Below are 21,751 nucleotides of genomic sequence, written 5' to 3' on the forward strand. Positions count from 1 at the left end.
GAATAACAATATGGTCAAAGTGCCCAATCCAAAAACTTCCGCAAAAGCAGGTATTCTCGCGGGTGGGGCACTTCTGATACTTTGCAGTAATGCGTCGCACGCCGAGACACAGAATACCAGCGATGCCCAGAGCACCAGCAATACCCAGGCAGCCCAATCCAGACCGTCGCGTATGCAGGATATCCAGAACGGTACCGGTCCGGTGTCGGATTATCTGGGGTCGGCACCCGACCCCTATGCCGAAAGCGCCCCCCCGGCCCGGCATCAGGGCAATCTCTTCAAACCTGAAAAGGGACATCCCCCCGGATACTGGAACGGGCTCGAAGCGCATCTGACCGTCGAGGGCGGTATTGCCGGCAATCCATGGACAAAATCGGGACGAAACTTCGGCCAGTTTTATACGGATCGCGCCAATACGGTCACGCTGAACCAGATCATGGGATCTGTCTCCCATCCTGTCACGGCCATAGGCGCGGGTTACGGTCTGGGTTTTGTCGCCGAGGTCATGTACGGATCGGACGCACGCTTCGACCCGACTATCGGCATGGCGGACAAGGCACTTACCGGTCTGTACCAGTTTGCGCCCACACAGGCGCATATCGATCTGCATACACCCTGGATCGTGCCACGCGGTGTCGATTTTCAGTTGGGCCAGATCTACGGTCTGATGGGTGCGGAAGGCACACCTGCCATGGCGCGCCCGTTCTATACCTTCAATTACGCGTCCGACTATATCGTCCCTTTCGAGACTGTAGGCATTCTTTCAACAACCCATCTGACCGGACATCTCGACTGGATAATGGGTATCGATGCCGGAAACTCCACGACGTTCGGCGGCGCTGGCAATAACAGCCGTCCCAAAGGATATGTGGGTTTTGCTTTCGCCCATCTGATGCACGGAAAACTGGATGGTCATGCCATCGCGCATCTTGGGCCGCAGGGCAATAACGGTTTGCCCAGAACGTCGCCCGATGGCTGGACGAGCGCTGGTATCGGCAAGGCCGCGAACGGGAAGATGCTCTATAACGGCGATATCCTGCTCACCTATCATTTCAACGACAAACTGGCCGCGACGCTCAACGGCACCTATCTGCATGACGATATCACGCGCAACGACACCTATGGTGTCACGAGCTATCTGGCCTGGGACATCAATCCATCGCTGCGGCTCAATCTGCGTGGAGAGATTTTCCGCGACAATACCGGCGCCATGATCGCCGCCTATGTCAGCACGACCTCGTATACCGATATGCTGCGTAACGCGCCCTATCCCTATTACACGGCGCTCCCGACCACCTACGGTGCCCTTACCGCAGGCTTGACCTACACACCGGATTTCGTGAACCGCCATCTCAAGCTCGGCAAATTCGTGTTTCGACCCGAGATACGCCTCGACAAGTCTCTTAACGGCACAAAACCTTTCAACAGGGCTGCCACGGTCGAAGATCCCGTTGTTCGGAACGGCACTAGCAATATGCTCTGGTTCTCATGCGATGCAATCTGGACATTCTGAGCACGGTCGCACAGAAGCAGCCATAGTGATGGCATGCCCTCCCCGATGCGGGGAGGAACCGCCGTGAGTCAGATCGTTCACCCTGCTCTGCGGTTCGGGGAACCCCGTCGTTTCAGCGTTCTTCGCGAAAATAGGGCGTGCCCAGAGCGGCGGGCGCGGCCATAAGGCGGCGCATGCCAGGGAAGAGGAGCGCTGGCAGGATCATGAACAGGATCGTACCGAGATAAGGCGTCATGTTCAGTACTGCGGGGGCAATGGGCCAGCCCTGCGCCTGACCGAAGAAACTCAGCGACATGACAAGGCCGAAAAGCAATGCTGACGCTGCGGCCAGAACGGGTCGATAACCGCAGAAAATCACAAGTGCCACGGCAATCCATCCACGACCCGCGATCATCCCTTCGGACCAGACCGGCATGACCGAGAGTGTCATATCTGCTCCGGCAAGCCCTGCCAGAATGCCGCCGGCGACAAGCGCGCCGAGGCGGAAACGTCTGACCGGGATACCGACGGCATCGGCCGCCGCAGGGTTTTCACCCACGGCGCGCAGGCTGAGTCCCAGTCGGGTGCGGAAAAGCACCACATGACACAGAAGCGGGACCAGGCCAAAGGCAAGGTAAACGAACGGGCTCTGCGAAAACAGCGGACCAATAACAGGAATGGAGACAAGACCGGGTATCGACCAGTTTCCGAAAACTACAGCGACCGGCAACCCTGCCACGGTATGCCCCAGCACGGCACTCAACCCAAGCCCCAGAAAGGTGAGTGCTACGCCGCAGAGGGTCTGGTTCGCCGCCCCGTTGACTGTCGCCAGACCCAGGACGAACGAGCCGAAACCTCCGACACCCATGGCCGCGAGAGCCCCGATCCAGGGAGACATCGATGCATCTGCGGCAAGGGCAGCAACCACAGCACCGAGCGCCATCAACCCTTCCACGCCCAGATTGATCACGCCTGAGCGCTCGGCGATGACCTCCCCCTGTGCGGCCAGGGCAAGAATGCTGCCATAAGCCAGAGCATGAAGGAAAAGCGGTATCCAGACGCTCATTTTGCGGTCTCCAGCCGGACATAGGCGGACAACTCATCGCTGACTGCAATGGCGAAAACCAGAAGTCCGGTAATGGCCAGCACGGATGAGGCGCTGACCTGCAGGGTCTGCAGAACGATGCCTGTGTTCAGGATCACGGCCATCAGGAAAGCAGCCGGAATAAGGGCCAGAGCCGAATGGCGCGCAAGAAGGGCAACAACGATACCCAGATAGCCATAACCATGGGCAAGACCGCCCTGCAGGCGATGCACCGTACCGAGCACTTCCATCATACCGCCCAACCCGGCGAGTGCACCTGATGCAAGGAGCGCCACAAAAAGACGCGGTGCGACCGATATGCCAGCATAATGTGCGGCCTCGGGATTAGAGCCGCAAAGCCGCAATTCATAGCCGAACCGGCTGCGCCCGAGCGTCAGGCCGAGCGCAACAACCAGGGCGATCGCAAACGGGCCTCCCCAGTGCACGACACCGTAGATAACGGGAATCGCCAGTGCGATGCGCTGACTTGATACCTGCGCATCGGTCACATGATCGGCCCAGGGGCCGGTGACGAGATAATAGACCATGAACGATGCGATGAAGTTCAGTAGCAGGGTCGTGATGATCTCGCTGACGCCCAGCCAGGCGCGCCCGGCTGCCGGAACGGCACTCCAGAGTGCGCCTGCAACGAGACTGGCGAGGCCGGCAAGAGGCAGCGCCACAAAAGCCGGTAAGGGCAGAAAAAGCCCGACGGCTGCAGCAGCCGTGGCACCGGCCAGAAACTGTCCTTCCGCGCCGATGTTCCAGAGCCCTGCACGCAGGCCGAGCCAGACGGCGCCACCGGTCATCAGCAGGGGTGTCATGTAAAGCGCGAGATTTTCCAGACCGAATACCGTGCCGAATGTCGATGTTATGACAAGGCGAAGCACTTCACCCAGCGGCAGGCCGAGCATGATCAGCACGAAAGCCAGAACAAGACATACGAAGCAGAGTGCCAGAGCCCGCCCGGCAAGAATGCGGTGTGCGGGAACGACGGCGAGACGGATCCTGCGGCTCATGAGGATTTCTCCCGGTTCTGTCCACTCATCAAGGCGCCGAGGCGTCCGCGGTCGAAATCACTGCGCTCGACAACCGTCATCAACTGACCGGCGCACAGGACGGCAATGCGATCACTGAGCGCCATCAGCTCGTCCAGATCCTCGGATACGAGCACGACGGCGCGCCCCTCGTCGCGGATATCGGCCAACGCCTCGCGCATTGTCGCAATGGCGCCGATATCGAGGCCGCGACTGGGATAGCTTGCGATCAGGGCACGATGGGCAATCATGCGTTCGCGCGCCAGCACCATGCGCTGCTGGTTGCCCCCCGAAAGACCGCGTATCGGCGTCAGCGGATCAGCAACCGTAACCTGCGCCTGTTTCAGAAGAGACGTGGTGAAGGCCATGGCAGCCTGGGCGTGATAGGCAAAGCGCCCGCCAACCGGATGCGTTCTGAAAACACGCATGACCGCATTATCGACCACACCGAGCGCGGGTGCGAGTGCCTTGTGCAACCGGTCTTCCGGGACATAACCGATCCCGGCTGCGCGAAACGCATCGGGAGAGCTGCCCTGCATCGCCTTGTCCCCTATGCGGACCTGTCCGGTTTCAGGGGGATGCAGTCCAGCCAGCATATCTGCCAGCTCGGATTGCCCGTTCCCCGTGACCCCGGCCACGCCGAGAATTTCGCCAGCCCGGATGTCCAGCGAGAGCGGATGAAGCCGCAGGCGACCCGACCGATCACGTGCGGTGACATTGTCCAGACTGATGACGCATTCCCGTGTCTCACGCGGCGCCTTGCGTGGATAGGCGCTTTTCTGCTCGACAGGGCGTCCGATCATCTCTGTCACAAGCGTCGCAGGGTCTGTCTTGTCTACACGGTGACTGCCAGCCACACGCCCATGACGCAGGACGGTGACACGATCGGCGAGCGCCATGATTTCGTCGAGCTTGTGACTGATCAGAATGACCGCCCCGCCGCCATCGCGAAACCGACGCAGCGCGGCATAAAGCTCGCCCACTTCAAGGGGGCTGAGCACGGCTGTCGGTTCATCGAGAATGAGCAGCCGCGCACCGCGCGAGAGAACGCGCAGGATCTCCACGCGCTGCTGTTCGCCAGCAGTAAGACTGTCGATCGGCGCATCGGGGCGTATATCGAGGCCAAATCGCGTGGCTTCCTGCGTGGCCCGTTTAGCCAGCGCGCCGGCGCTCAGCCAACGACCGGTTTCTTTCCATCCCAGCGCAAGATTCTCGGCCACGGTAAAACGCGAAACCAGCTTGAAATGCTGGTGTACCATGCCAATCCCGGCTGCGATTGCTGCCTCGGGACTGTCGAACCGCACGCCGTAACCATCGAGAATAAGCTCGCCTTCATCCGGCTGATACAACCCGGTGACGATATTCATGAGGGTCGACTTGCCCGCGCCGTTCTCACCGAGCAGCGCATGGATCTCGCCGGGGTAGAAATCGATCGTGACATCCTTGTTCGCGATCACACCGGGGAAAAACTTCGCAATGGCGGAGAGTGTCAGAAGCGGCGGTGCGCCAGCTGGAAGTGCTTCCGGCCGTTCACCGGCGCCATGGAACAGATCAGACAAGCCCGGAAACCCCCTCGACCTGCCAGTTCCAATGGAAGATTTCCATATCCGTCATCGTCTGACCTGCTGCGACCCTGATCCGCCCGGCTGAATCCCTGATCGGCCCGGTAAAGGGCGACCAGCCGCCAAGCATACGGTCGCGCGCGGCATCGGCTTCCTGTCTTATACTCTGCGGAACGCGTGCGCCCCATGCATCGCGGTCGACACCGTGACCGAGCTTGAGGAACGTACCCGAAGGACGCCAGCGCCCGGCAAGGCGCGCGGAAATGAGATCGCGATAATAATCGACGAAGTCCAGCACGACGGAGCTGACATAAGCGTCGGGGCCGAACTGACGCATGTCGGTATTCCACATGGCGGCCCAAACGCCACGCTGCTGCGCAACTCTGAGATAACCCGGATCGTCCATGATACCGCACAGGAAATCGCAACCGCTATCGATCAGTGCTGCCCCTGCCGAGGCGGCTGCCTGCGGGTCGAACCATGAATTGATCGAGATGACGCGCATCGTCGCCTGCGGATTGACCGAACGTGCACCGAGCAGGGTAGCGTTCGCACTGGCGATAACCGATGTGGTGGGAAAAGAGGCGACATAGCCAAGACGGCCTGTCTTGCTCAGACGTGCGGCTGCGATGCCGATGACATAGCTCGCATACCAGTGGGTGATGTAATACCAGCCGAGATTGCCTGTTACGTTATTGCCGTCGCACTCCATGAAGCCGACATCGGGCGCCTGATCGGCAACATCCTTGATGAAATCACCATAATCGGAGGTAGCGATAACCATCTGCGCGCCCTCGGCCACGAACTGGCGGAACAGGCGCGTCGCATCTGCCGAATAGGGAATGCTTTCCACATAAAGAGAACGCATACGCGGAAAATGCGCCTTGAGAGCACGTATCGCCTTGTCATGCATCTGCGACCAGCCACCATCGTTGATCGGGCTGGTATGGCCGAAACCTACAAGCAGATCCTGCTCGGCAATCGGCGCGAAACGCGTGGCCGCGCGCGCAAACGATGTAAGGGCAGCGCATCCCGCTGCGCCTAGCATGGCGCGACGGGTCAGCAACGGGGGTGTTTTCAGTGGCATGACGGAATTCCGGGCATCACGACAAATCCGGGCTGCTCGCGCATTTCACGGACGAAACGACGAAGCGCGGGATAAAGATCGAGCGCGATATCGAGATCGCGCGCCAGCCCGGCAATGGGAAAAACCACAATATCGATAGCGCCGATCCTCTCTCCGGAGAGCCATTTATTACCTGCCAGGAGCGTGTTGGCCAGATGGTCTTCCAGTTCACGATAAAGACAGGTCATGTCCTCTGTCTCCGGGCGCACAGGCATTGTTGCGGCGAATGCCGTGCGCCTGGCCACAGAAAACGCCTCCAGTCCCTCAATGGCCCAGTGCATTTGCGCGATCCTGTCCGGTCCGGGCCATGGAAGCGCGCCCGGGCACAGACGCGAGAGCTGCTGGATACATTCATAAAGGCCGACGCAACAGACGCCCTCGTCCTCATCGGTCAGGGTTGGCCCAAAGGTCTCGGCGCGTCGGTCCGTGGTCATGACGAGGGGAACAGAAGCCAGGGAAGCGGCCAGACGCACTGCATAGCTGCGCTCGTCGATCATCCATCCATGCAGGGTCAGCATACGATTTCCTCGAGCGTATCGCGCAGATGTGTCAGCCATTGCGCTGCCTTCAGACGCGCGCTTTCATCGCTTACTGCCATATGAACCATGGTAATCCCGACCTGAGGCGTGTGAAGGGCCAACAGCCGATCGGCAGACAGGCGCCACTGCCCTTCCTCAAGCACAAGGCTTGCTCTCGTTTCGTTTTCAGGCGCGCGTATGGCCAGGCTCCTGACGCCATACCAGTTGCCCTGGGCAGGTGCGATCGCCGCGCGCGCGCCACGATTGGCAAAATCGACCCATAGCATCCCGGCCTTCTCCACCACCTCGTAAACGCGGGTCCGGATCGTGGCAGGGGGATTGAGCGAGGGGTGAGCCGGTATGACCCGGCAATGCCCGTCACGATCGAACTGCCAGCCATGATACTGGCAGGTCAGACGGTCATTGCGCATGAACCCGAGGCTCAGGCGCACACCGCGATGCGGGCAGCGATCCTCCCAGGCATGTGCAATCCCTTGCGCGTCGCGCCACAGAACGACCGGTTCGTCGTAGTGACGGGCCGGCATGATGTCGCCGTGCCGCAGATCTATCGAGAGCCCGACAGGGATCATGGCAAGCCCTCCTCATTCCAGTCCGTCACAAGACAGTTGGCCGGCCCGAGAACACAGGCCATGATGAACATATCGATCAGATCGCGCACGCCGTGCAGAAGAAAGACGATCCGACGACAGTCGAGATGAGCCGCGCTTACCCTGATTGAAAGAAGCCGGGCACGGTTTTGCGCAAACAAGCGAAATGCTTCTGTATCGAAATGACCGCTCAGGTAGAGTGCCGTGCCTATTGTCATCGCTCCCTTCCTCCGCAGCCGGTTTGAGCATGATCCTGCCAGTAATAATTTTTTTGACAAGTGGAGAGCCACTATTAATGTTAACGATCATGCAACGTTGAGGAAACATGGCGCGATGATCAGTGCTCCCCCTGCCGATGCCGTCTCGACCCGACAATGGTATCCGCTCGGCATGGTGGAAACGCTCACGACCGATGTCACTGAAACCCTGTTGCTGGACAGGCTGCTGCGTCTGCGCCGCACGGGCGATAACGAGGCACAGGTTACCGAAGGCAAGCGCGCCCTGCCCTGTGTTATACGCTACGGCTATGTCTGGACGACGCTCGATCCGGATGAAATGTCCCGGAGCCATGTGCCGGTCATCGAAGAGGCGGACGAGCCTGACAGACGGCTCGTCTGCTGCGGCTCGATCACCGTTCATGCCTCGGGGCTGCGTGTGGTCGAGAACTTTCTCGACATGGCGCATTTTCCGTTCGTTCATACGGGGATTCTGGGAGCCGAGCCGCATACGGAGGTCGAACGCTATACGATCGAGACCCGTGAGGCAGGTCAGGAAATATGGGCAACCGATTGCCGCTTTTTTCAGCCACAGGGCGCGCTCTGTGCAGATGGCGGCCTTCTGACCGAGTACGTCTATCGCATCGCTGCGCCGTTCTCGACCCTGCTTTACAAAACGAACCCGAACACCCCCTCGCGCAAGGACGTGATCGCCCTGTTCGTGCAGCCCATGACGCGCGCTATCTGCCGGGCTCACCCGGTCATGTTTCTGCTCGATGACGGTTCCGCCCTCGATGCCCTGGTCGAATTCCAGCAGATGATTTTCCTTCAGGATCGCAGCATTCTGGAAAACCAGCGGCCTGTTGCCATGCCCCTCGATGCGTCGACTGAGATACCCACCCTCGCCGACCGCTCTTCCATCGCCTATCGACGGTGGCTCAAGGCACAGGGGGTTACCTACGGCGCCGCACAAGGCGCCTGATCAAGAACCCGGTACTATGACAGGAACAAAAATGATCCATACGGCGTCGGATGACGATCTCGTTTTTCTTCGACATGCGTTTTCGGTAGCGGACCAGTCCCGCCTGGCGGGCGATCATCCTTTTGGAGCGATCCTGGTCGATGGCCAGGGCGAGATCGTCATGACCCAGGGTAATGGTTTCAGCAGCGAGGGCCATGACATGACGGCTCATGCAGAGCGTTTGCTGGCCAGCCGGGCAAGCAAGGCCTACAGCGCCAGTGCCCTGCGCGATTTCACCCTCTACAGTTCGGCAGAGCCTTGCGCCATGTGCGCGGGCGCCATTTACTGGGCCGGTATAGGCCGTGTGGTTTACGGGCAGTCAGAGGCGCATCTCAAGGCCATGACCGGCAATCATCCGGAAAACCCGACACTGGATCTACCGTGCCGTCTCGTTTTCGCTGCAGGTCAGCGCGATACCGTCGTGATCGGCCCGTTGCTCGAGGAAGAAGCAGCCGATCTGCAACGCAGTTTCTGGGAAACGCATTCGTGACCGACCTCTGACTTTCATCGCCACCAGAATCTTCGCCCGCTCTCGAATTGCAAATGACGATCCGGATGTCCGCCCATCCGGAACAGGGCCATTGCGGAACGCCTCTTCATCTCGATACGGAGCCGTCCATGTCTGCCCCTCGCACCTCACTGCTCATTACCGATGCCTTCCTCTATCTCGATCGTGGGCTGGAAATCGCCAATGGCTGGATTTTCATAGAGAACGGACGTGTCGTCAGCCATGGCCCCATGACGACCACGCCACCCAAGGCTGAAACGCGCCTTTGCGCCAATGGCCGTATCGTGACGCCAGGCCTGGTCAATGCCCATCACCACATGTACCAGAACCTGACACGGTCCTACGCTCCTGTGGTCAACGGGACATTGTTCGAGTGGCTGAAGGGCCTATACCCGCTCTGGGCCACGCTGAATGAAGAGAGTGTCTATCTCTCTTCCTATGTCGCCATGATCGAACTGCTGCTTGGTGGCTGCACCACTTCCATGGATCACCATTACGTGCACCCTCGTCCCAATCTGATCGACGCACAGATCAGGGCCGCCAGTGAGATCGGTTTCAGATTTCATGCGACGCGTGGCTCCATGACGCGCTCGGTCAAGGATGGCGGCCTGCCGCCGGATAGCGTGGTGCAGGATGAAGATACGATTCTGGAAGATAGCGAGCGGTTGATCCGGCGTTATCACGACCCGTCGCCGGGCGCGATGATACGCGTGGCGCTGGCGCCCTGTTCGCTGTTCAGCGTGTCAGAAACGATCATGAAAGAGAGCGCATCGATGGCAGAACGCCTCGATGTGCGTCTTCACACCCATCTTGCAGAAGACCACGACGAGGACCGCTACTGTCAGGAAGTTTATGGCTGCACCCCGACGGAATATTTCGAGCGCTCGGGCTGGGCGAGCGAGCGCTCCTGGGTTGCGCATTACATCTATCCTGCGACCGACGAAATCGATCGCCTCGCCCACAGAGGCGTTTGTGCAGCGCAATGCCCATGCTCGAACATGATGATCGGTGGCGGATCAGCCGATGCCATGGATTTGCGGCGTCGTGGCATGAAAGTCGGGCTGGGATGCGACGGTTCCGCCTCGACGGATCATGCTTCGCTCTGGCTGGAAGCGCGTATGGCCCTCCTCCTCGGGCGATATCGCAACGGACCGCACAGCATGACGGCACGCGATGCACTGGACATGGCCACTCGTGGCGGGGCTGCCTGTCTGGGCCGGGAAGACGAAATCGGCCATCTGAGGCCAGGTGCCTGCGCCGATCTCGTGATCTGGCAGCTTCCTCCCTTCTCGCAGGCGGGCGCGCTCAGCGATCCTGTCGAGGCGCTCCTGCGCTGCGCACCCGCTACGGCCTGGACCACCGTCGTCAACGGGCGCATTCTGGTGTCGGAGGGCGCACCCTGCCAGTCGGGTCTTGAAACCATCCTGCGCGCGCATGAGCACGCTGCACGCAGAATGCAAAAGCTCGATTGAGGGTGCCTGTTCGGGCCGCTGGTCGGGCGTGAAGGCCCTTCGGGTCTGACACGACAAGTTATGGGAACCGGTCAGGGCGGTGTACGTCGTGACCGGTATCAACATACGAAATCTTCGCCCACATAGTAAGGGCACGCCCATGAACCTATCGCAAACAGACGATCGTGAAGACCAGCACTCCCACAAGCGACGACACGGGCTGAGAAGCGCACTGAAACACGCTCATGCATCTGTACGGAGACAGTCGCAGCCGATCCAGACACATTGCGAAACTGGTCTCGACAGAACAAGATCAGTAATGAGCCATAATTCTTGTCTTTCAGTTCAGGATTCCGCATTCAGATGAGCCACGATACGCCTTTGATCGGTATCCTCGTCATAGGGCTGGGACTGGCCTTCATTCTGGGTACGATTGCCCAGCGCATACGGATTTCTCCCCTTGTCGGCTATCTGCTTGCAGGCATTGCCGTGGGGCCATTCACTCCGGGCTTCGTGGCCGACCAGCCTCTGGCTGCCGAGCTGTCTGAAATCGGCATCATTCTGCTCATGTTCGGCGTGGGGCTGCATTTCTCTCTGAAAGACCTGATTTCGGTCAAGGCAATTGCCGTGCCCGGTGCCCTGCTCCAGATCGTGGCATCGGTCTGTATCGGTGCAGCCGTCGCGTGGTCGCTCGGCATGTCTGCCGGCGCCTGCCTCATTTTCGGTATCGCGCTGAGCGTGGCCAGTACGGTCGTCCTGTTGCGCACGCTACAGGAGCAGCGACTTATCGAGACCGAGCGAGGAAGGCTCTCCGTTGGCTGGCTGATCATACAGGATCTGGTCACCGTGCTTGCCCTTGTCCTGTTGCCGATTTTTGCGCCTGTCATGACAGGGGGCGATCATGCAGCTATCAGCCTGTCCGGGCTTGGGCTTTCGATCGCCCTGACGATCGGCAAGGTGGCAGCGTTCATGGCGCTGATGCTTGTTGTCGGGCGTCGTGTCATACCGGCAATCCTGCATTATGTCGCCCATACGGGCTCGCGCGAGTTGTTCCGCCTGGCACTTCTCGCTCTGGCACTCGGTGTCGCCTTCATGGCGACGGAGTGGTTCGACGTCTCCTTCGCGCTGGGCGCTTTCGTTGCCGGAATGGTGCTGAGCGAGTCTGAACTCAGCCACCGTGCAGCCGCAGAAACACTCCCCCTGCGTGATGCCTTTGCGGTGCTGTTCTTCATCTCCGTCGGCATGCTGTTCAATCCGCTGGTTCTGATACGTCAGCCGCTTCCCCTGCTGATGACCTTTCTCGTTATTCTCGTTGGCACGCCGCTTGCGGTTATCGCCATTCTGAGACTTCTACGGCAGCCATGGAACACCACCCTGTTCATTGCCAGCGGTCTCGCACAGATCGGCGAGTTCTCGTTCATTCTCGCCGCGCTGGGTATCAAGATGAAGGTCCTCGATGGTCGGGCACAGGATCTCATCCTCGGTGCTTCCATCCTCTCGATCCTGATCAATCCGTTCATCCTGATCGCGACACAACGTATCGAGGCATGGATTACCAGACACGCCCCCACACCCACCGCAATCGCAGGCGATGAGGCCGGAATTCTTCTGCCACCTCCCACGCCGACACATTTCGAGGGTCATGCCGTGGTCGTGGGCTGCGGACGGGTCGGGCGACTGGTGGTCGAAGGGCTGGTCCAGAACGGGTGGCCGGTCCTTGTGGTCGAAACCGGGAAAATGGCCGACCCTTTTGCGGCACGCGACACGGTAGAACTCATGCTTGGCAATGCGGCTGAAGCCCGCACGATCAAGGCCATGAATCTCGAAAAGGCGCGTCTTCTGATGGTGGCCATCCCCGAGCCATTCGAGGCCGGACAGATCATTGCGCAGGCAAGGGCCGTCAATCCGGATATCATGATCGTTGCACGCGCGCATTTCGATAGCGCGGTCGAGCATCTGAGAGAACTTGGGGCCAATCACGTTATCATGGGCGAGCGTGAAATGGCCCTGGCCATGCTCGCCATGGCCGTGACCGACCTTCCCTTCGACTCACGCCCGCCCCTGACCGACCCTGCGGCCGAGAATGGGCTGGATCCTGTTCCCGCCTGAATCCGTCTGGCGGCATTGCCAGAACGGCAACATGTTCCGTTTGCCTGCCATTCTCCCGAACCGGGCGATCTGGCAGACAGCGCAGCAACAACGCAACCACAACGCAATCTTCTGCCCGCGCTGCGCACGGATAGCTTTGATCCGCCTGAAATGTGTCTAAATGTTTCGATTGTGGCTTTTCTGACATAGTAGACAGCTTCGAGTATTACGCCACCTCTATTTCACATCGCTGTCATATACTTACGATTAATAGAAAATCCGGTGGTGACAATCGTCCCCACGGTATCGAAACAACCGTTTTCGTGCGTTTCGTGCCCTCATTTATGTAACGTAATGATACGAAACCGGATTATGGCTCGAAAGATCAACGCGATGTTTCCACGCACTGCGCTCCTGTTTGGCACGACGGCACTCGTCACGCTGCTTGTTCAGCCCGGAGGAGCCTGCGCCGCCACGGCCAATGCAGGATCTGCAGCAAAACATGCAGGCCGATCCAATCATACAAACGCACCTTCCCGCCCTTCCCGCACGCAGGAAACAGCGCCCTCCATGCTCGGTGCGACATCTCCAACGGATGAGCGTATTGAAGTGACCGGCCATAATTACGGTGATGGAGTGACCAGAAGGGCTTTTGGCGGTGGCCTCATGACCCCTTCGGACAGCCCTAAATCGGTATCCGCCGTTACGCGTGATTTCATCGCCAAGCAGAATCCCGCACTTAACCCCATGCAGCTGATCGCACTTCTGCCCGGTGCCAATGTTGCCGATACCGATCCGTTGGGCATGACCGGTGGCAACATGTCGGTGCGCGGCCTGACAGAGTCCCAGATGGGCTTTACGCTCGAAGGCTTTCCCATCAACGATATCGGCAATTTCGCAGTCTATCCGCAGGAGATTGTCGATGCAGAGAACCTGAAAACCGTGCGTCTCGCGCAAGGGTCAGCCGATCTGGACAGCCCTCATATCAGTGCCTCCGGCGGCGTGGTCGACATGTATATGATCGACCCCAAGAACAAGATGGGCGGTATGGTCGATGTGACCTACGGGTCGTTCAATTCGACACGTGGCTTTCTGCGCTTCGATACGGGCAGGATCGGAGCGACCAATCTGCGTTCCTATTTTTCCTACTCGCAGGGGCGCGCCGACCATTGGCGCGGTCCCGGCTGGGACAACAAGAAACATGGCGAAATGAAAATCGTCAATGACTGGGGTGACGGCAATCGCGTCTCGCTTGCCGTGGTTGGCAACAACATCCAGAACAACGCCTATCCCAATGTAAGCAAGGCAAGCTGGAATAAATGGGGGACAGGCTTTACCAACCCCATAGGCGGCAGCGGTCTGACCGGTTCGGATCCGGTGAACACTGTCTACGAGGCCAATTACTACACACCGACAAAAGCCGGATCGGTGAATTACTACAAGACGCGGCCCAATCCTTTTACCAACATCTACGCCTCCATGCCGTCCACCTTCAGACTGAACGACCACCTGGTCCTGACGGAAACACCCTATTTCTGGTACGGCTACGGTAATGGCGGCGGCGCCCAGTATCAGGATATGTCGAAATTCGTCTACGGTACGCAAACCTTGTCGGGCACCGTAAACGGCGCAGGTAAAGGCATGCAGGTGCTCTATAATCCTTCCCTTACCGAGACCTATCGTCCGGGCGCCACAACCAAACTGACCCTGACAACAGGCATCAACCGTCTGATGATCGGCTACTGGTTCGAATACGCCAAGCAGCGTCAGACTGCGCCGTACAGCTTCGTCGGAGCCGATGGCACGCCGCTGAGCCAGTGGGGAGATGAGAACAACGTCGTGCTGAGCAACGGGGCAAAGGCACAGTATCGCAACACACTTACACAGACGCAGGTGCATACGCCTTTTATTGGCGACAGCCTGTCTCTGCTTCATGACAAGCTGACAATCGACGCTGGCCTGAAATACTCGATTGTAAAACGTTCCGGGACAAATTACCTGCCTGACGTGCGCAGCAAATATGTAACGACCGATTACAATCAGGCACTCCCCACCGCTGCGATACGCTACAAGATCGACCGCCATAATCAGGTTTTCGTTTCGGTTTCGACCAATTTCCGCATGCCGCAGAACTACGCCCTGTATGACTCGGGCAGCTTCAACCAGAAGACAGGACTGTACTCAACACTCGCCAATCCGGAGCAGAAGGCTGAAATATCGATCTCGGAAGAGGCAGGGTGGCGTTATCAGGACGATATCATTTCCTCGTCCATCACCTACTTCCACTATAATTTCACCAACAGGCTCTATACGCAATCCATACAGGACCCGGTTTCCGGCGCGTTCTATTCGACCAACATCAACGCAGGTGGCATGCATTCCGATGGGTTCGATGCTGAAATCGGCACACGTCCCATTTATAATATTCGTCCCTATGTCTCTGTTGAGTATCTCCATGCGGTGACCGATAGCAATATTCCCGCAGGTTCGGGCACGGGGGCAGACTACGTACGTAGCGCGGGCAAAAAAGCACCGCAGGCCCCGGACTGGCAGGTGGGTTTCGGTCTCGATTACGACGATGGAACGCGCTTCGCCAACTTCAATCTGAAATATGTAGCGCGCCAGTATGCGACTTTCATGAATGATCAGAGCATTCCTGGCTATGTGCGCATGAATATCGGCTTGGGCTACCGTCTGCCGAAAGTCAGTATTTTCAAAAGCCCGGTATTGCGCCTGAACCTGCAGAATATCAGCGATAACCGCTATCTGAACTGGATCCAGTCGCCACAGGCAAACGCCAACCCGACAACGGGCGTATTCGGCAAGACGATTTCCGGCTCGGTTCCGACCTACAAGATTGCCTCTCCCTTTGCTGCGCTGGCAACATTGTCGAGTGAATTCTGACACGGGACGGGTCACCGCTCGTTTTGAACGGTGACCCGCCCAACTCAATCGAGAACGCTCAATCCGGTTTCTCATAGTGCGGCCTGAGGCCGGGTCGATCGATAAGCAAACACAAGGAATGTCGATCAGCGTCCATGTTTCAGACTGGGCTATTCACGTTTAGTTCTCGAAATTATCGTCAGATTATGCTATCAACCCTGTATAGTGATGCTGCTGCGCAGAACAGCGCGCCATCTCTCCAGTAAGCGATCAAGCGATTCTCTCCCGATCTTCGCATCGGCGATAAATTGTCAACGAGCCCGCAAAGACGATACGCGTCCCCGGTTTTGCGCATCTTCCCTGCGGGCCGAGAGGCTTTTTTCCCGGTCATCGCGACAACACCATCGGCCGTCAGAAGCCTCGATAAGCGAGATCTGGCGTTTACCGCCCCTTTCATTCCCTACGGATCGATAAAGCAGCCTGAAAAGGACCGGTTTGACCAATCGGTTTTCGGTACAGGCTGCGCGCAATCCATTCATAATCAGGAGTACGCCTCATGACATGGCGTCCCAGCGCCAATATCCTGCGTCCCGCACGCGAGCATTCGAGCCCGGGTTGCTATCCCGGCGTAAATTCCTGCACCAGCTTGCACTCCGACCTTGTCTGGCCCCCCAGTTCGCTCAACGGCGGTGGGGATTACAGTATCGATTTCGATGCCCTCCTGGCACCCGGCGAATATATCAGCGCATTCCGGTTCGATGCAGGAGCACTCAAACCCGCATGGACGAACCTCTTCGGGACAATCGTCACGGCCTGGTTCCGCTGGAGTGAACCCGGTCTGCAAACCGTGACCATCTGCGCCGTCACAAGCCATAATGCCAACCATCAAGTCGTTGCACGCATCATGGTGATGGCCCGCCCCTCACTTTTCCCCGCCGAGCCCCCCCCTGCGCCGGGCAGCGTGATGGATCGGGTCACGGATGAAATGATGGATCGCTGGCTCATGTCACTGCCCACCGATCCCGATACGGCGGGGACGGGCTGGTACAACAATGCAGGCATTCCTACACGCCTCGGAGCGCTATCATGAAAAGATCAGACCGCCTGCGTTCCCTCGCCCTGACTGGGCTGCTTGTGACATCACTCATCACGCTGCAAACCGCAAGAAGTGCGCCCAGCTTCCGCCCGCCAAATGGCCTGGCCCCTGAGACTGCGATCGGCACGGAAAAGAACCCTGACGGGACTGCACGGGTTAGTTTGCAGACTCTCCAAAACCGTGTTGCGCAAAACAGTGCCGATATCGAGATACTTTCCACATCGAGCGTTGCAAAAACCGATCTGGACATGGCTCTCAAGCCTTATCTCATGGGCTCGACGGCGGCGGCACTCTTCGCCACGCCCGCACAGCTGGGCATGGCCGTTGAAGCGGAAGCCGACCGCGCAAAAGCGGCCGAAGCAACGCTCGACGCCACAGCGGCCGAGCTGAAAGCCTCGTCAGTTACGACAGATGGACTTGCTACCCGCCTCGCCGCCTATCTCACGGCGCGAGATGCCGATGCGCGTTATGCAACGCCTGCAACGGTTACCGAAATGGTCACTAAAGAAACGTCGCGTGCAATGGCTGCTGAAGCCGGTCAGGAAGCGCGGATCGATGATCTGCACGGGACCATGGCAACCAGATCGGAACTGAATACCGCAACTGCGCCCCTTCTTACCAAGGACGTTGCCACACAGACATATGCTTCCCGCGCAGCGGTCGACGCCAGCCTTGCGAACAAGCTTGACCGCGATGAGGCGGCGCGAAACTACCTCCCTGTACAGGGTGGCACTGTGACCGGCCCACTCAAGGGGGCCTATTACAGCCCGGCCTGCTACAGCATCGAAAGCCTCAGGGCTCTCGTCCCTTCGAATGGCGTAGCGCTGGCCTGCTACTACGACGTCAACAATGCCTCGAAACCCAATCTGGCTGTCTTCGCTCTCGGGGCGTGGCACTGGGTGGCCCTGGGTCCGGCAATGTGAGCGGCTCGGATACATCGGTGTGGTGGTCTTTCTGCACCCGCCCAGCACGGGCAGCTCGAACTCGGACAGCGAGAGCAAGGACAATCATGACAGAGGGAGAAATAGGCCCGACTGTGCCGGGATGTGCTCCCGTGTTTCATAAACATTGTGGCGCACGACACCGGCGGATCTCGCTTCACTGCTTCTCTGGGCTGCTCGAATATCAGCCCGGCGTGGGATGATCTGGCATGTCAGACGAGTTTCAACCGCAGCCATGGTGGGTGGCGGTTTTCGGCGGAGCGCTTTTCACGGTTCGCTGGCTGATCGGCTTCGGTGCAGCGGGCGCACGCCATACGATAAACACTCAGAAAGAAGCCCTTGCGCGGCTCAATGCCCGTGTCGACAAACTGGAACAACGCGAAGAAGAGAATTTGCGTCTCATCGAAGAATTGAGACAACAGAACACGCTTCTGCGTGAGGCACTCTGCCATTCCGGCATAGCTATCCCCTCAGCACACCCCGTTGAAAAGCACGCTCCAGCCTGACCGGACGAGCAACCTTTACGAGCTGTGACCGGCTCGTTCTCCAGCGATCGGTAAACAAAGACAGAAATCCCAATCACCAATGGAAAGGAGCTTTCGATGCGTGACTCGATCGGTATTGCGGCATCGCTTATCTGCCGTGATGATTTCGAGGGGTTCAAAGCTGCACCTTACCTCTGTCCTGCAGGTTACTGGACGATCGGTTACGGCAACCGCTTTATAGCCCCGAACCGACCGGTAACCCCACAAACAAGGCCCCTGACCAGAGCTGCGGCTCTGGACCTGCTTAGACGGACGTTGGTTCAGCTACGGGCCGATCTTGTATCCTGCGTTCATGTGCCGCTTGCGCCCCAGCAGGAAGGCGCCCTGCTCTCCTGGCAATTCAATATCGGCAACACGGCAATGCGCAATTCGACGCTCATTCGCGTGCTCAACCTGGGCCAGCTCGAAGCTGCCGGGCGCGAATTGTTGCGCTGGGATAAAGCTACTGTGAGAGGCAAGCTGATTACACTGCCCGGCCTGAAAAAACGCAGACAGATTGAATACGCCGTATTCAATGGCCAATCCCCGCCCGATCAACCAGACCTGTTTACCTGCAATCAATCGGCTCGACTGACGTCTGCCACCCCTTCTTGCGACAGGATCGGAACAGCCGTCTGATTTGGATAAATCGTTGGTATACTTTACGCAAAACCGATTCGCCGCAGCATGGTATAAAAACAACAATACATTGCGATTTTCAGAACAGATATTTTTCTATAACAGAGACATATAAATCAACCAGATCAAAAAAATTTATTTCCAAAGCAATAAATTCCCAAGTTGAAGACTCCCCTCATATTAACGCTGTCGCTCATCGAAAAGTAGCTTCAACCTTTTCGCTTCGAGCCGAAGCCTGTTCCAGAAAGCCTGACTTTATGAATTTCGACTGGCAAGCTCTCTTCGCCCAGATTCTTCCATTCATCCCGGCGGCCTATGTCGGCGATATCACCACGATAGGGACATTCCTCATTGCCCTTGCGGCAGTGATCGCGCGGTACTGGCCACGCCCGCCCGACGGGTCGAAATGGTTATTTCTTTACACCCTCGTCAACAGCATCGGCATGAACGGCAAACATGCTGCGAATGCGGATGACACGAAAGGCGCTACCAAATGAAACGACTTTTTGCCTTGTTCGCGCTGATCGGCTTTGTCGGCCTGACGGCGTGCTCCGGCGTGAGCCAGACCAATCTGCGCAAGGCCGGTTACGCCACCATTCAGGCGTACAACGCCACGGCGCCGCTCGCCCTCGCCCAGCAGCCGAGCGCAGACCCGCCAATCAAAACTGAGATCAAAAAACAGCCAGTGCCGATGCGATGAAGGTCATCACGCCACTCGGGACCGATCTTCAGTCATCCAATCCCCTTACCGCGCTTGAAGTATCAGCCGCGACAGCCGCCGTTGCCACGCTTCAGACCAAGATCGCGACGGAGACCTTGAAATGAACGCAGCACTCATCGCCGCAATCGTGCAGGGCGTCGTTGCCGCTGTTGAGGAAGTGCCGAACATCATTCAGGTGATCGAGGACGCTATCGCTGCCAGCAAGTCCGGTGATGGCCCGACGACTGAGCAGATCGCCGCTGCGCTCAAGCAGGCGCAGGCTACGGATGCAGCCATTCAGGCTTTGTGAGATCGAGAGCGGCCCGGCCAGGAAGTACCCCGTCCTAAACTGGGCCGCTCGTACGCTTATGCATCGCGCCCCGTCTTCATAACGCACGATGCGGAGTCGAGTAACGTAAAAATAACGTTTCGTGATTCCCGCTCGTTATGTGGCTTATGAGGTGGGTCCACATCCCCTTCCCGCCACGCCAATGAGTAGTCTGGCGCCTGGCGCACGGGCGCTCCCGGCCCCCTATGTGGCCACAGGTTCGAACGCTTCAGCTGCTCGGTGTTTTTCTGGGCCAGCGCATCGATCTCAGCCCCACTCATCTTCGCGTTGACGCGCCTCGGCTTGCCCCGATAGTCGAGCGAAATCGACATGCGGATGGCAAATGTCACGTCTTCCTCGGCGGCTCGGATCAGGTCTGTCATAAGTTAGAACAGAACGCGAACATATGTAGGGAGTCAATTACAAGCAGGTCCGTGCGCGAATCGTCATGAGCGAGAACAAACCACGAACAAACTGCACGGATTTTGCACGGGTCGGGCTGGACGAACCTACACCGTAGTAGCTCGGTTTAGACCGGCATAGTGCGAGGGTAACGCCCTACAATCTTCAAAAAACGGCGGATTTCTGCGGGTGAGGATGGTGGGTGCGACAGGGATTGAACCTGTGACCCCTGCCGTGTGAAGGCAAAGTGACAACGTGGTAAGTGGTTGTTATCGTTGCCACTTTCGCGGGTCTGTCGCTAAGTGGCCCCGATCTGGCCCGCATAGACGATATCGGGCCAGTCCGTGTTCTCAAGCCAGCGAATTACCGCCTCCCTGTGATGGTCCGGCATTTTCTTCGCGTAGCGCGTGACCATTGTAATCGTCTGCCATCCGCCATCCTCTTTCAGCTTCAGCAGATCCTTGTTAACGCAATAATGCCACGTCGCCCATGTGTGGCGCAGGCAGTGCGGGGTGAGGCTCGGAACGAACACGCGCCGTTCCCTCGTCTCTCCCTTGGGTGTCCAGACCCGTTCGCGGCCCGGTAGTCCCGCACGCTTGCAGGCATAGGCCCAAGCGTTCTTGATCTGGCCCCCGCCGTTCCGCCCGGTGTCATAATAGGCGTCTCCCATCACAAGCCCTTGCGACCCGCGCGCCGAACGTACAGGTCGGAACACGCGCCCCGACCGATAAGGCAGACCGGCAAGCGCCAGAACGACCACGGGCGGCAAGTCTATGTGTCGTTCTGTTCCTTGCTTCTGCCAGACAACCGCACGCGCCGCAGGTAGATCCACGTCCGACCAATCGAGGTCCAGCGCCTCGGACATGCGCGCTCCGGTGCCGATCAGAAATACCAGCAACGGCCTGACGTGCGGCGCGGCTTCATTAACCAGATCGACCGCCTCGTCTGGTCGAATGAACAGCATTTTCGTCTGCGGAACGCGCGGCGGCTGAAATGCAGGCTTATCGCACCATCCACGCACGGCGGCGAATTCCAGAATGGCGCGCAATGGTGTCAGCACGCCTCTGATTTTCGTAGCGGGCGAGGCATTCGCCCCGTCCCTCAACAGCACCTTGCACGCCTCGTCCGCATCTCCCTGCCCGATCGAGGTCAGTTTCCTCTTTCCGAAATGCTTCAAGAGCCGTTCGACATGATTCAGCGTGGTCTCGCTGCGCTGCTCGGCCTCAAGATAGGCCGTTACAGCCGCTGCGAAGGTTACGACCGCGCGCTTGCCATAGACGCTTTCGGCCCAGAGTTCCGCCTCCCGCTTGGCCCGGTAAGCCTCTGCCTGCTTCGGGTCAGCCGTTCCAGTGCTCTCGTATAGGCTTTGTCCTCGGACGGTTCCGCGTATGTAGAGGTCTTTCCGTCCTTTTCGTGAGACGATCTTAAGGGGCATTCGAGGCTTTCGATCAGTGTCTTGATATCCTCGGGCCGGAACATGATCCGCGACCCGATGCGGCGGTGCGTTGGCGCGCCATTGTGCTGCGGC

At 58.5% G+C, this 21,751-nt stretch carries 22 protein-coding genes; 14 read left to right on the top strand and 8 right to left on the bottom strand.

Annotation, left to right across the window (positions count from 1 at the left end; translation table 11 throughout):
- Window positions 1-10 precede the first annotated feature (10 nt).
- Window positions 11-1,513, top strand: a complete 1,503-nt coding sequence (locus NF685_RS11310; protein ID WP_252849679.1) for an outer membrane beta-barrel protein — start codon at window positions 11-13, stop codon at window positions 1,511-1,513.
- Window positions 1,514-1,625: 112 nt separating this feature from the next.
- On the opposite strand, the gene NF685_RS11315 is transcribed toward NF685_RS11310, so the two are convergent.
- From NF685_RS11315 to NF685_RS11345, 7 genes are read right to left on the bottom strand one after another with little or no spacing between them, the layout of a single operon-like run.
- Window positions 1,626-2,558: an ABC transporter permease gene (locus NF685_RS11315; RefSeq protein WP_252849680.1), complete on the bottom strand. Its 933-nt coding sequence runs from the start codon at window positions 2,556-2,558 to the stop codon at window positions 1,626-1,628.
- Window positions 2,555-3,595: an ABC transporter permease gene (locus tag NF685_RS11320; protein ID WP_252849681.1), complete on the bottom strand. Its 1,041-nt coding sequence runs from the start codon at window positions 3,593-3,595 to the stop codon at window positions 2,555-2,557. Before NF685_RS11320 ends, NF685_RS11315 begins: the two co-directional genes overlap by 4 nt.
- Window positions 3,592-5,172, bottom strand: a complete 1,581-nt coding sequence (locus NF685_RS11325; protein ID WP_252849682.1) for an ABC transporter ATP-binding protein — start codon at window positions 5,170-5,172, stop codon at window positions 3,592-3,594. Before NF685_RS11325 ends, NF685_RS11320 begins: the two co-directional genes overlap by 4 nt.
- On the bottom strand, window positions 5,165-6,262 hold the full coding sequence (locus NF685_RS11330; protein WP_252849683.1) for a BMP family ABC transporter substrate-binding protein: 1,098 nt from the start codon (window positions 6,260-6,262) through the stop codon (window positions 5,165-5,167). Before NF685_RS11330 ends, NF685_RS11325 begins: the two co-directional genes overlap by 8 nt.
- Entirely contained in the window at window positions 6,253-6,819 is a 567-nt protein-coding gene (locus NF685_RS11335; protein ID WP_252849684.1) for a glutathione S-transferase family protein, read from the bottom strand. The genes NF685_RS11330 and NF685_RS11335 overlap by 10 nt, the downstream gene beginning before the upstream one ends.
- Window positions 6,813-7,409 carry a Rieske (2Fe-2S) protein gene (locus NF685_RS11340; RefSeq protein WP_252849685.1) on the bottom strand — a complete coding sequence of 199 codons (597 nt, stop codon included), beginning with the start codon at window positions 7,407-7,409 and terminating at the stop codon, window positions 6,813-6,815. Before NF685_RS11340 ends, NF685_RS11335 begins: the two co-directional genes overlap by 7 nt.
- On the bottom strand, window positions 7,406-7,645 hold the full coding sequence (locus tag NF685_RS11345) for a hypothetical protein (RefSeq protein ID WP_222547517.1): 240 nt from the start codon (window positions 7,643-7,645) through the stop codon (window positions 7,406-7,408). Before NF685_RS11345 ends, NF685_RS11340 begins: the two co-directional genes overlap by 4 nt.
- A 115-nt stretch (window positions 7,646-7,760) precedes the next feature.
- On the opposite strand from NF685_RS11345, the gene NF685_RS11350 reads away from it, so the two are divergent.
- The 13 genes from NF685_RS11350 to NF685_RS11405 all read left to right on the top strand — a co-directional run bounded on the left by NF685_RS11350 (window position 7,761) and on the right by NF685_RS11405 (window position 19,803).
- The gene (locus NF685_RS11350) at window positions 7,761-8,624 is read left to right on the top strand and encodes an aromatic ring-hydroxylating oxygenase subunit alpha (protein ID WP_252849686.1); all 864 of its coding nucleotides are present in this window, start codon (window positions 7,761-7,763) and stop codon (window positions 8,622-8,624) included.
- A 31-nt stretch (window positions 8,625-8,655) separates the two neighbouring features.
- Window positions 8,656-9,153 (top strand): nucleoside deaminase, encoded by a 498-nt coding sequence (locus NF685_RS11355; RefSeq protein WP_252849687.1) that lies wholly within the window; start codon window positions 8,656-8,658, stop codon window positions 9,151-9,153.
- Between the two features lie 128 nt (window positions 9,154-9,281).
- Window positions 9,282-10,643 carry an 8-oxoguanine deaminase gene (locus NF685_RS11360; RefSeq protein ID WP_252849688.1) on the top strand — a complete coding sequence of 454 codons (1,362 nt, stop codon included), beginning with the start codon at window positions 9,282-9,284 and terminating at the stop codon, window positions 10,641-10,643.
- A gap of 342 nt (window positions 10,644-10,985) precedes the next feature.
- On the top strand, window positions 10,986-12,731 hold the full coding sequence (gene ybaL / locus NF685_RS11365) for a YbaL family putative K(+) efflux transporter (RefSeq protein WP_252849689.1): 1,746 nt from the start codon (window positions 10,986-10,988) through the stop codon (window positions 12,729-12,731).
- Window positions 12,732-13,103: 372 nt separating this feature from the next.
- Window positions 13,104-15,614, top strand: coding sequence for a TonB-dependent receptor (locus tag NF685_RS11370; protein WP_252849690.1), 2,511 nt, complete (start codon window positions 13,104-13,106; stop codon window positions 15,612-15,614).
- Window positions 15,615-16,149: 535 nt separating this feature from the next.
- Window positions 16,150-16,683 carry a hypothetical protein gene (locus NF685_RS11375; protein ID WP_252849691.1) on the top strand — a complete coding sequence of 178 codons (534 nt, stop codon included), beginning with the start codon at window positions 16,150-16,152 and terminating at the stop codon, window positions 16,681-16,683.
- Entirely contained in the window at window positions 16,680-17,612 is a 933-nt protein-coding gene (locus NF685_RS11380; protein ID WP_252849692.1) for a hypothetical protein, read from the top strand. The genes NF685_RS11375 and NF685_RS11380 overlap by 4 nt, the downstream gene beginning before the upstream one ends.
- A gap of 227 nt (window positions 17,613-17,839) precedes the next feature.
- Window positions 17,840-18,136 carry a hypothetical protein gene (locus NF685_RS11385; protein ID WP_252849693.1) on the top strand — a complete coding sequence of 99 codons (297 nt, stop codon included), beginning with the start codon at window positions 17,840-17,842 and terminating at the stop codon, window positions 18,134-18,136.
- Window positions 18,137-18,232: 96 nt separating this feature from the next.
- Entirely contained in the window at window positions 18,233-18,793 is a 561-nt protein-coding gene (locus tag NF685_RS11390; protein ID WP_252849694.1) for a lysozyme, read from the top strand.
- Window positions 18,794-19,050: 257 nt separating this feature from the next.
- Window positions 19,051-19,290 (top strand): hypothetical protein, encoded by a 240-nt coding sequence (locus NF685_RS11395; RefSeq protein WP_252849695.1) that lies wholly within the window; start codon window positions 19,051-19,053, stop codon window positions 19,288-19,290.
- Window positions 19,287-19,493: a hypothetical protein gene (locus NF685_RS11400; protein ID WP_252849696.1), complete on the top strand. Its 207-nt coding sequence runs from the start codon at window positions 19,287-19,289 to the stop codon at window positions 19,491-19,493. The genes NF685_RS11395 and NF685_RS11400 overlap by 4 nt, the downstream gene beginning before the upstream one ends.
- Complete coding sequence (locus NF685_RS14305; protein ID WP_289847452.1) at window positions 19,490-19,618, top strand: hypothetical protein; 129 nt, start codon at window positions 19,490-19,492, stop codon at window positions 19,616-19,618. Before NF685_RS11400 ends, NF685_RS14305 begins: the two co-directional genes overlap by 4 nt.
- Window positions 19,615-19,803, top strand: a complete 189-nt coding sequence (locus NF685_RS11405; protein ID WP_252849697.1) for a hypothetical protein — start codon at window positions 19,615-19,617, stop codon at window positions 19,801-19,803. Before NF685_RS14305 ends, NF685_RS11405 begins: the two co-directional genes overlap by 4 nt.
- A 718-nt stretch (window positions 19,804-20,521) precedes the next feature.
- Here the strand turns inward: NF685_RS11405 and NF685_RS11410 are convergent.
- Complete coding sequence (locus tag NF685_RS11410) at window positions 20,522-21,658, bottom strand: tyrosine-type recombinase/integrase (protein WP_252849698.1); 1,137 nt, start codon at window positions 21,656-21,658, stop codon at window positions 20,522-20,524.
- Between the last annotated feature and the right edge of the window lie 93 nt (window positions 21,659-21,751).

The organism is Asaia lannensis NBRC 102526 (genome assembly GCF_024054035.1).
In the GTDB taxonomy this organism is placed as follows: domain Bacteria; phylum Pseudomonadota; class Alphaproteobacteria; order Acetobacterales; family Acetobacteraceae; genus Asaia; species Asaia lannensis.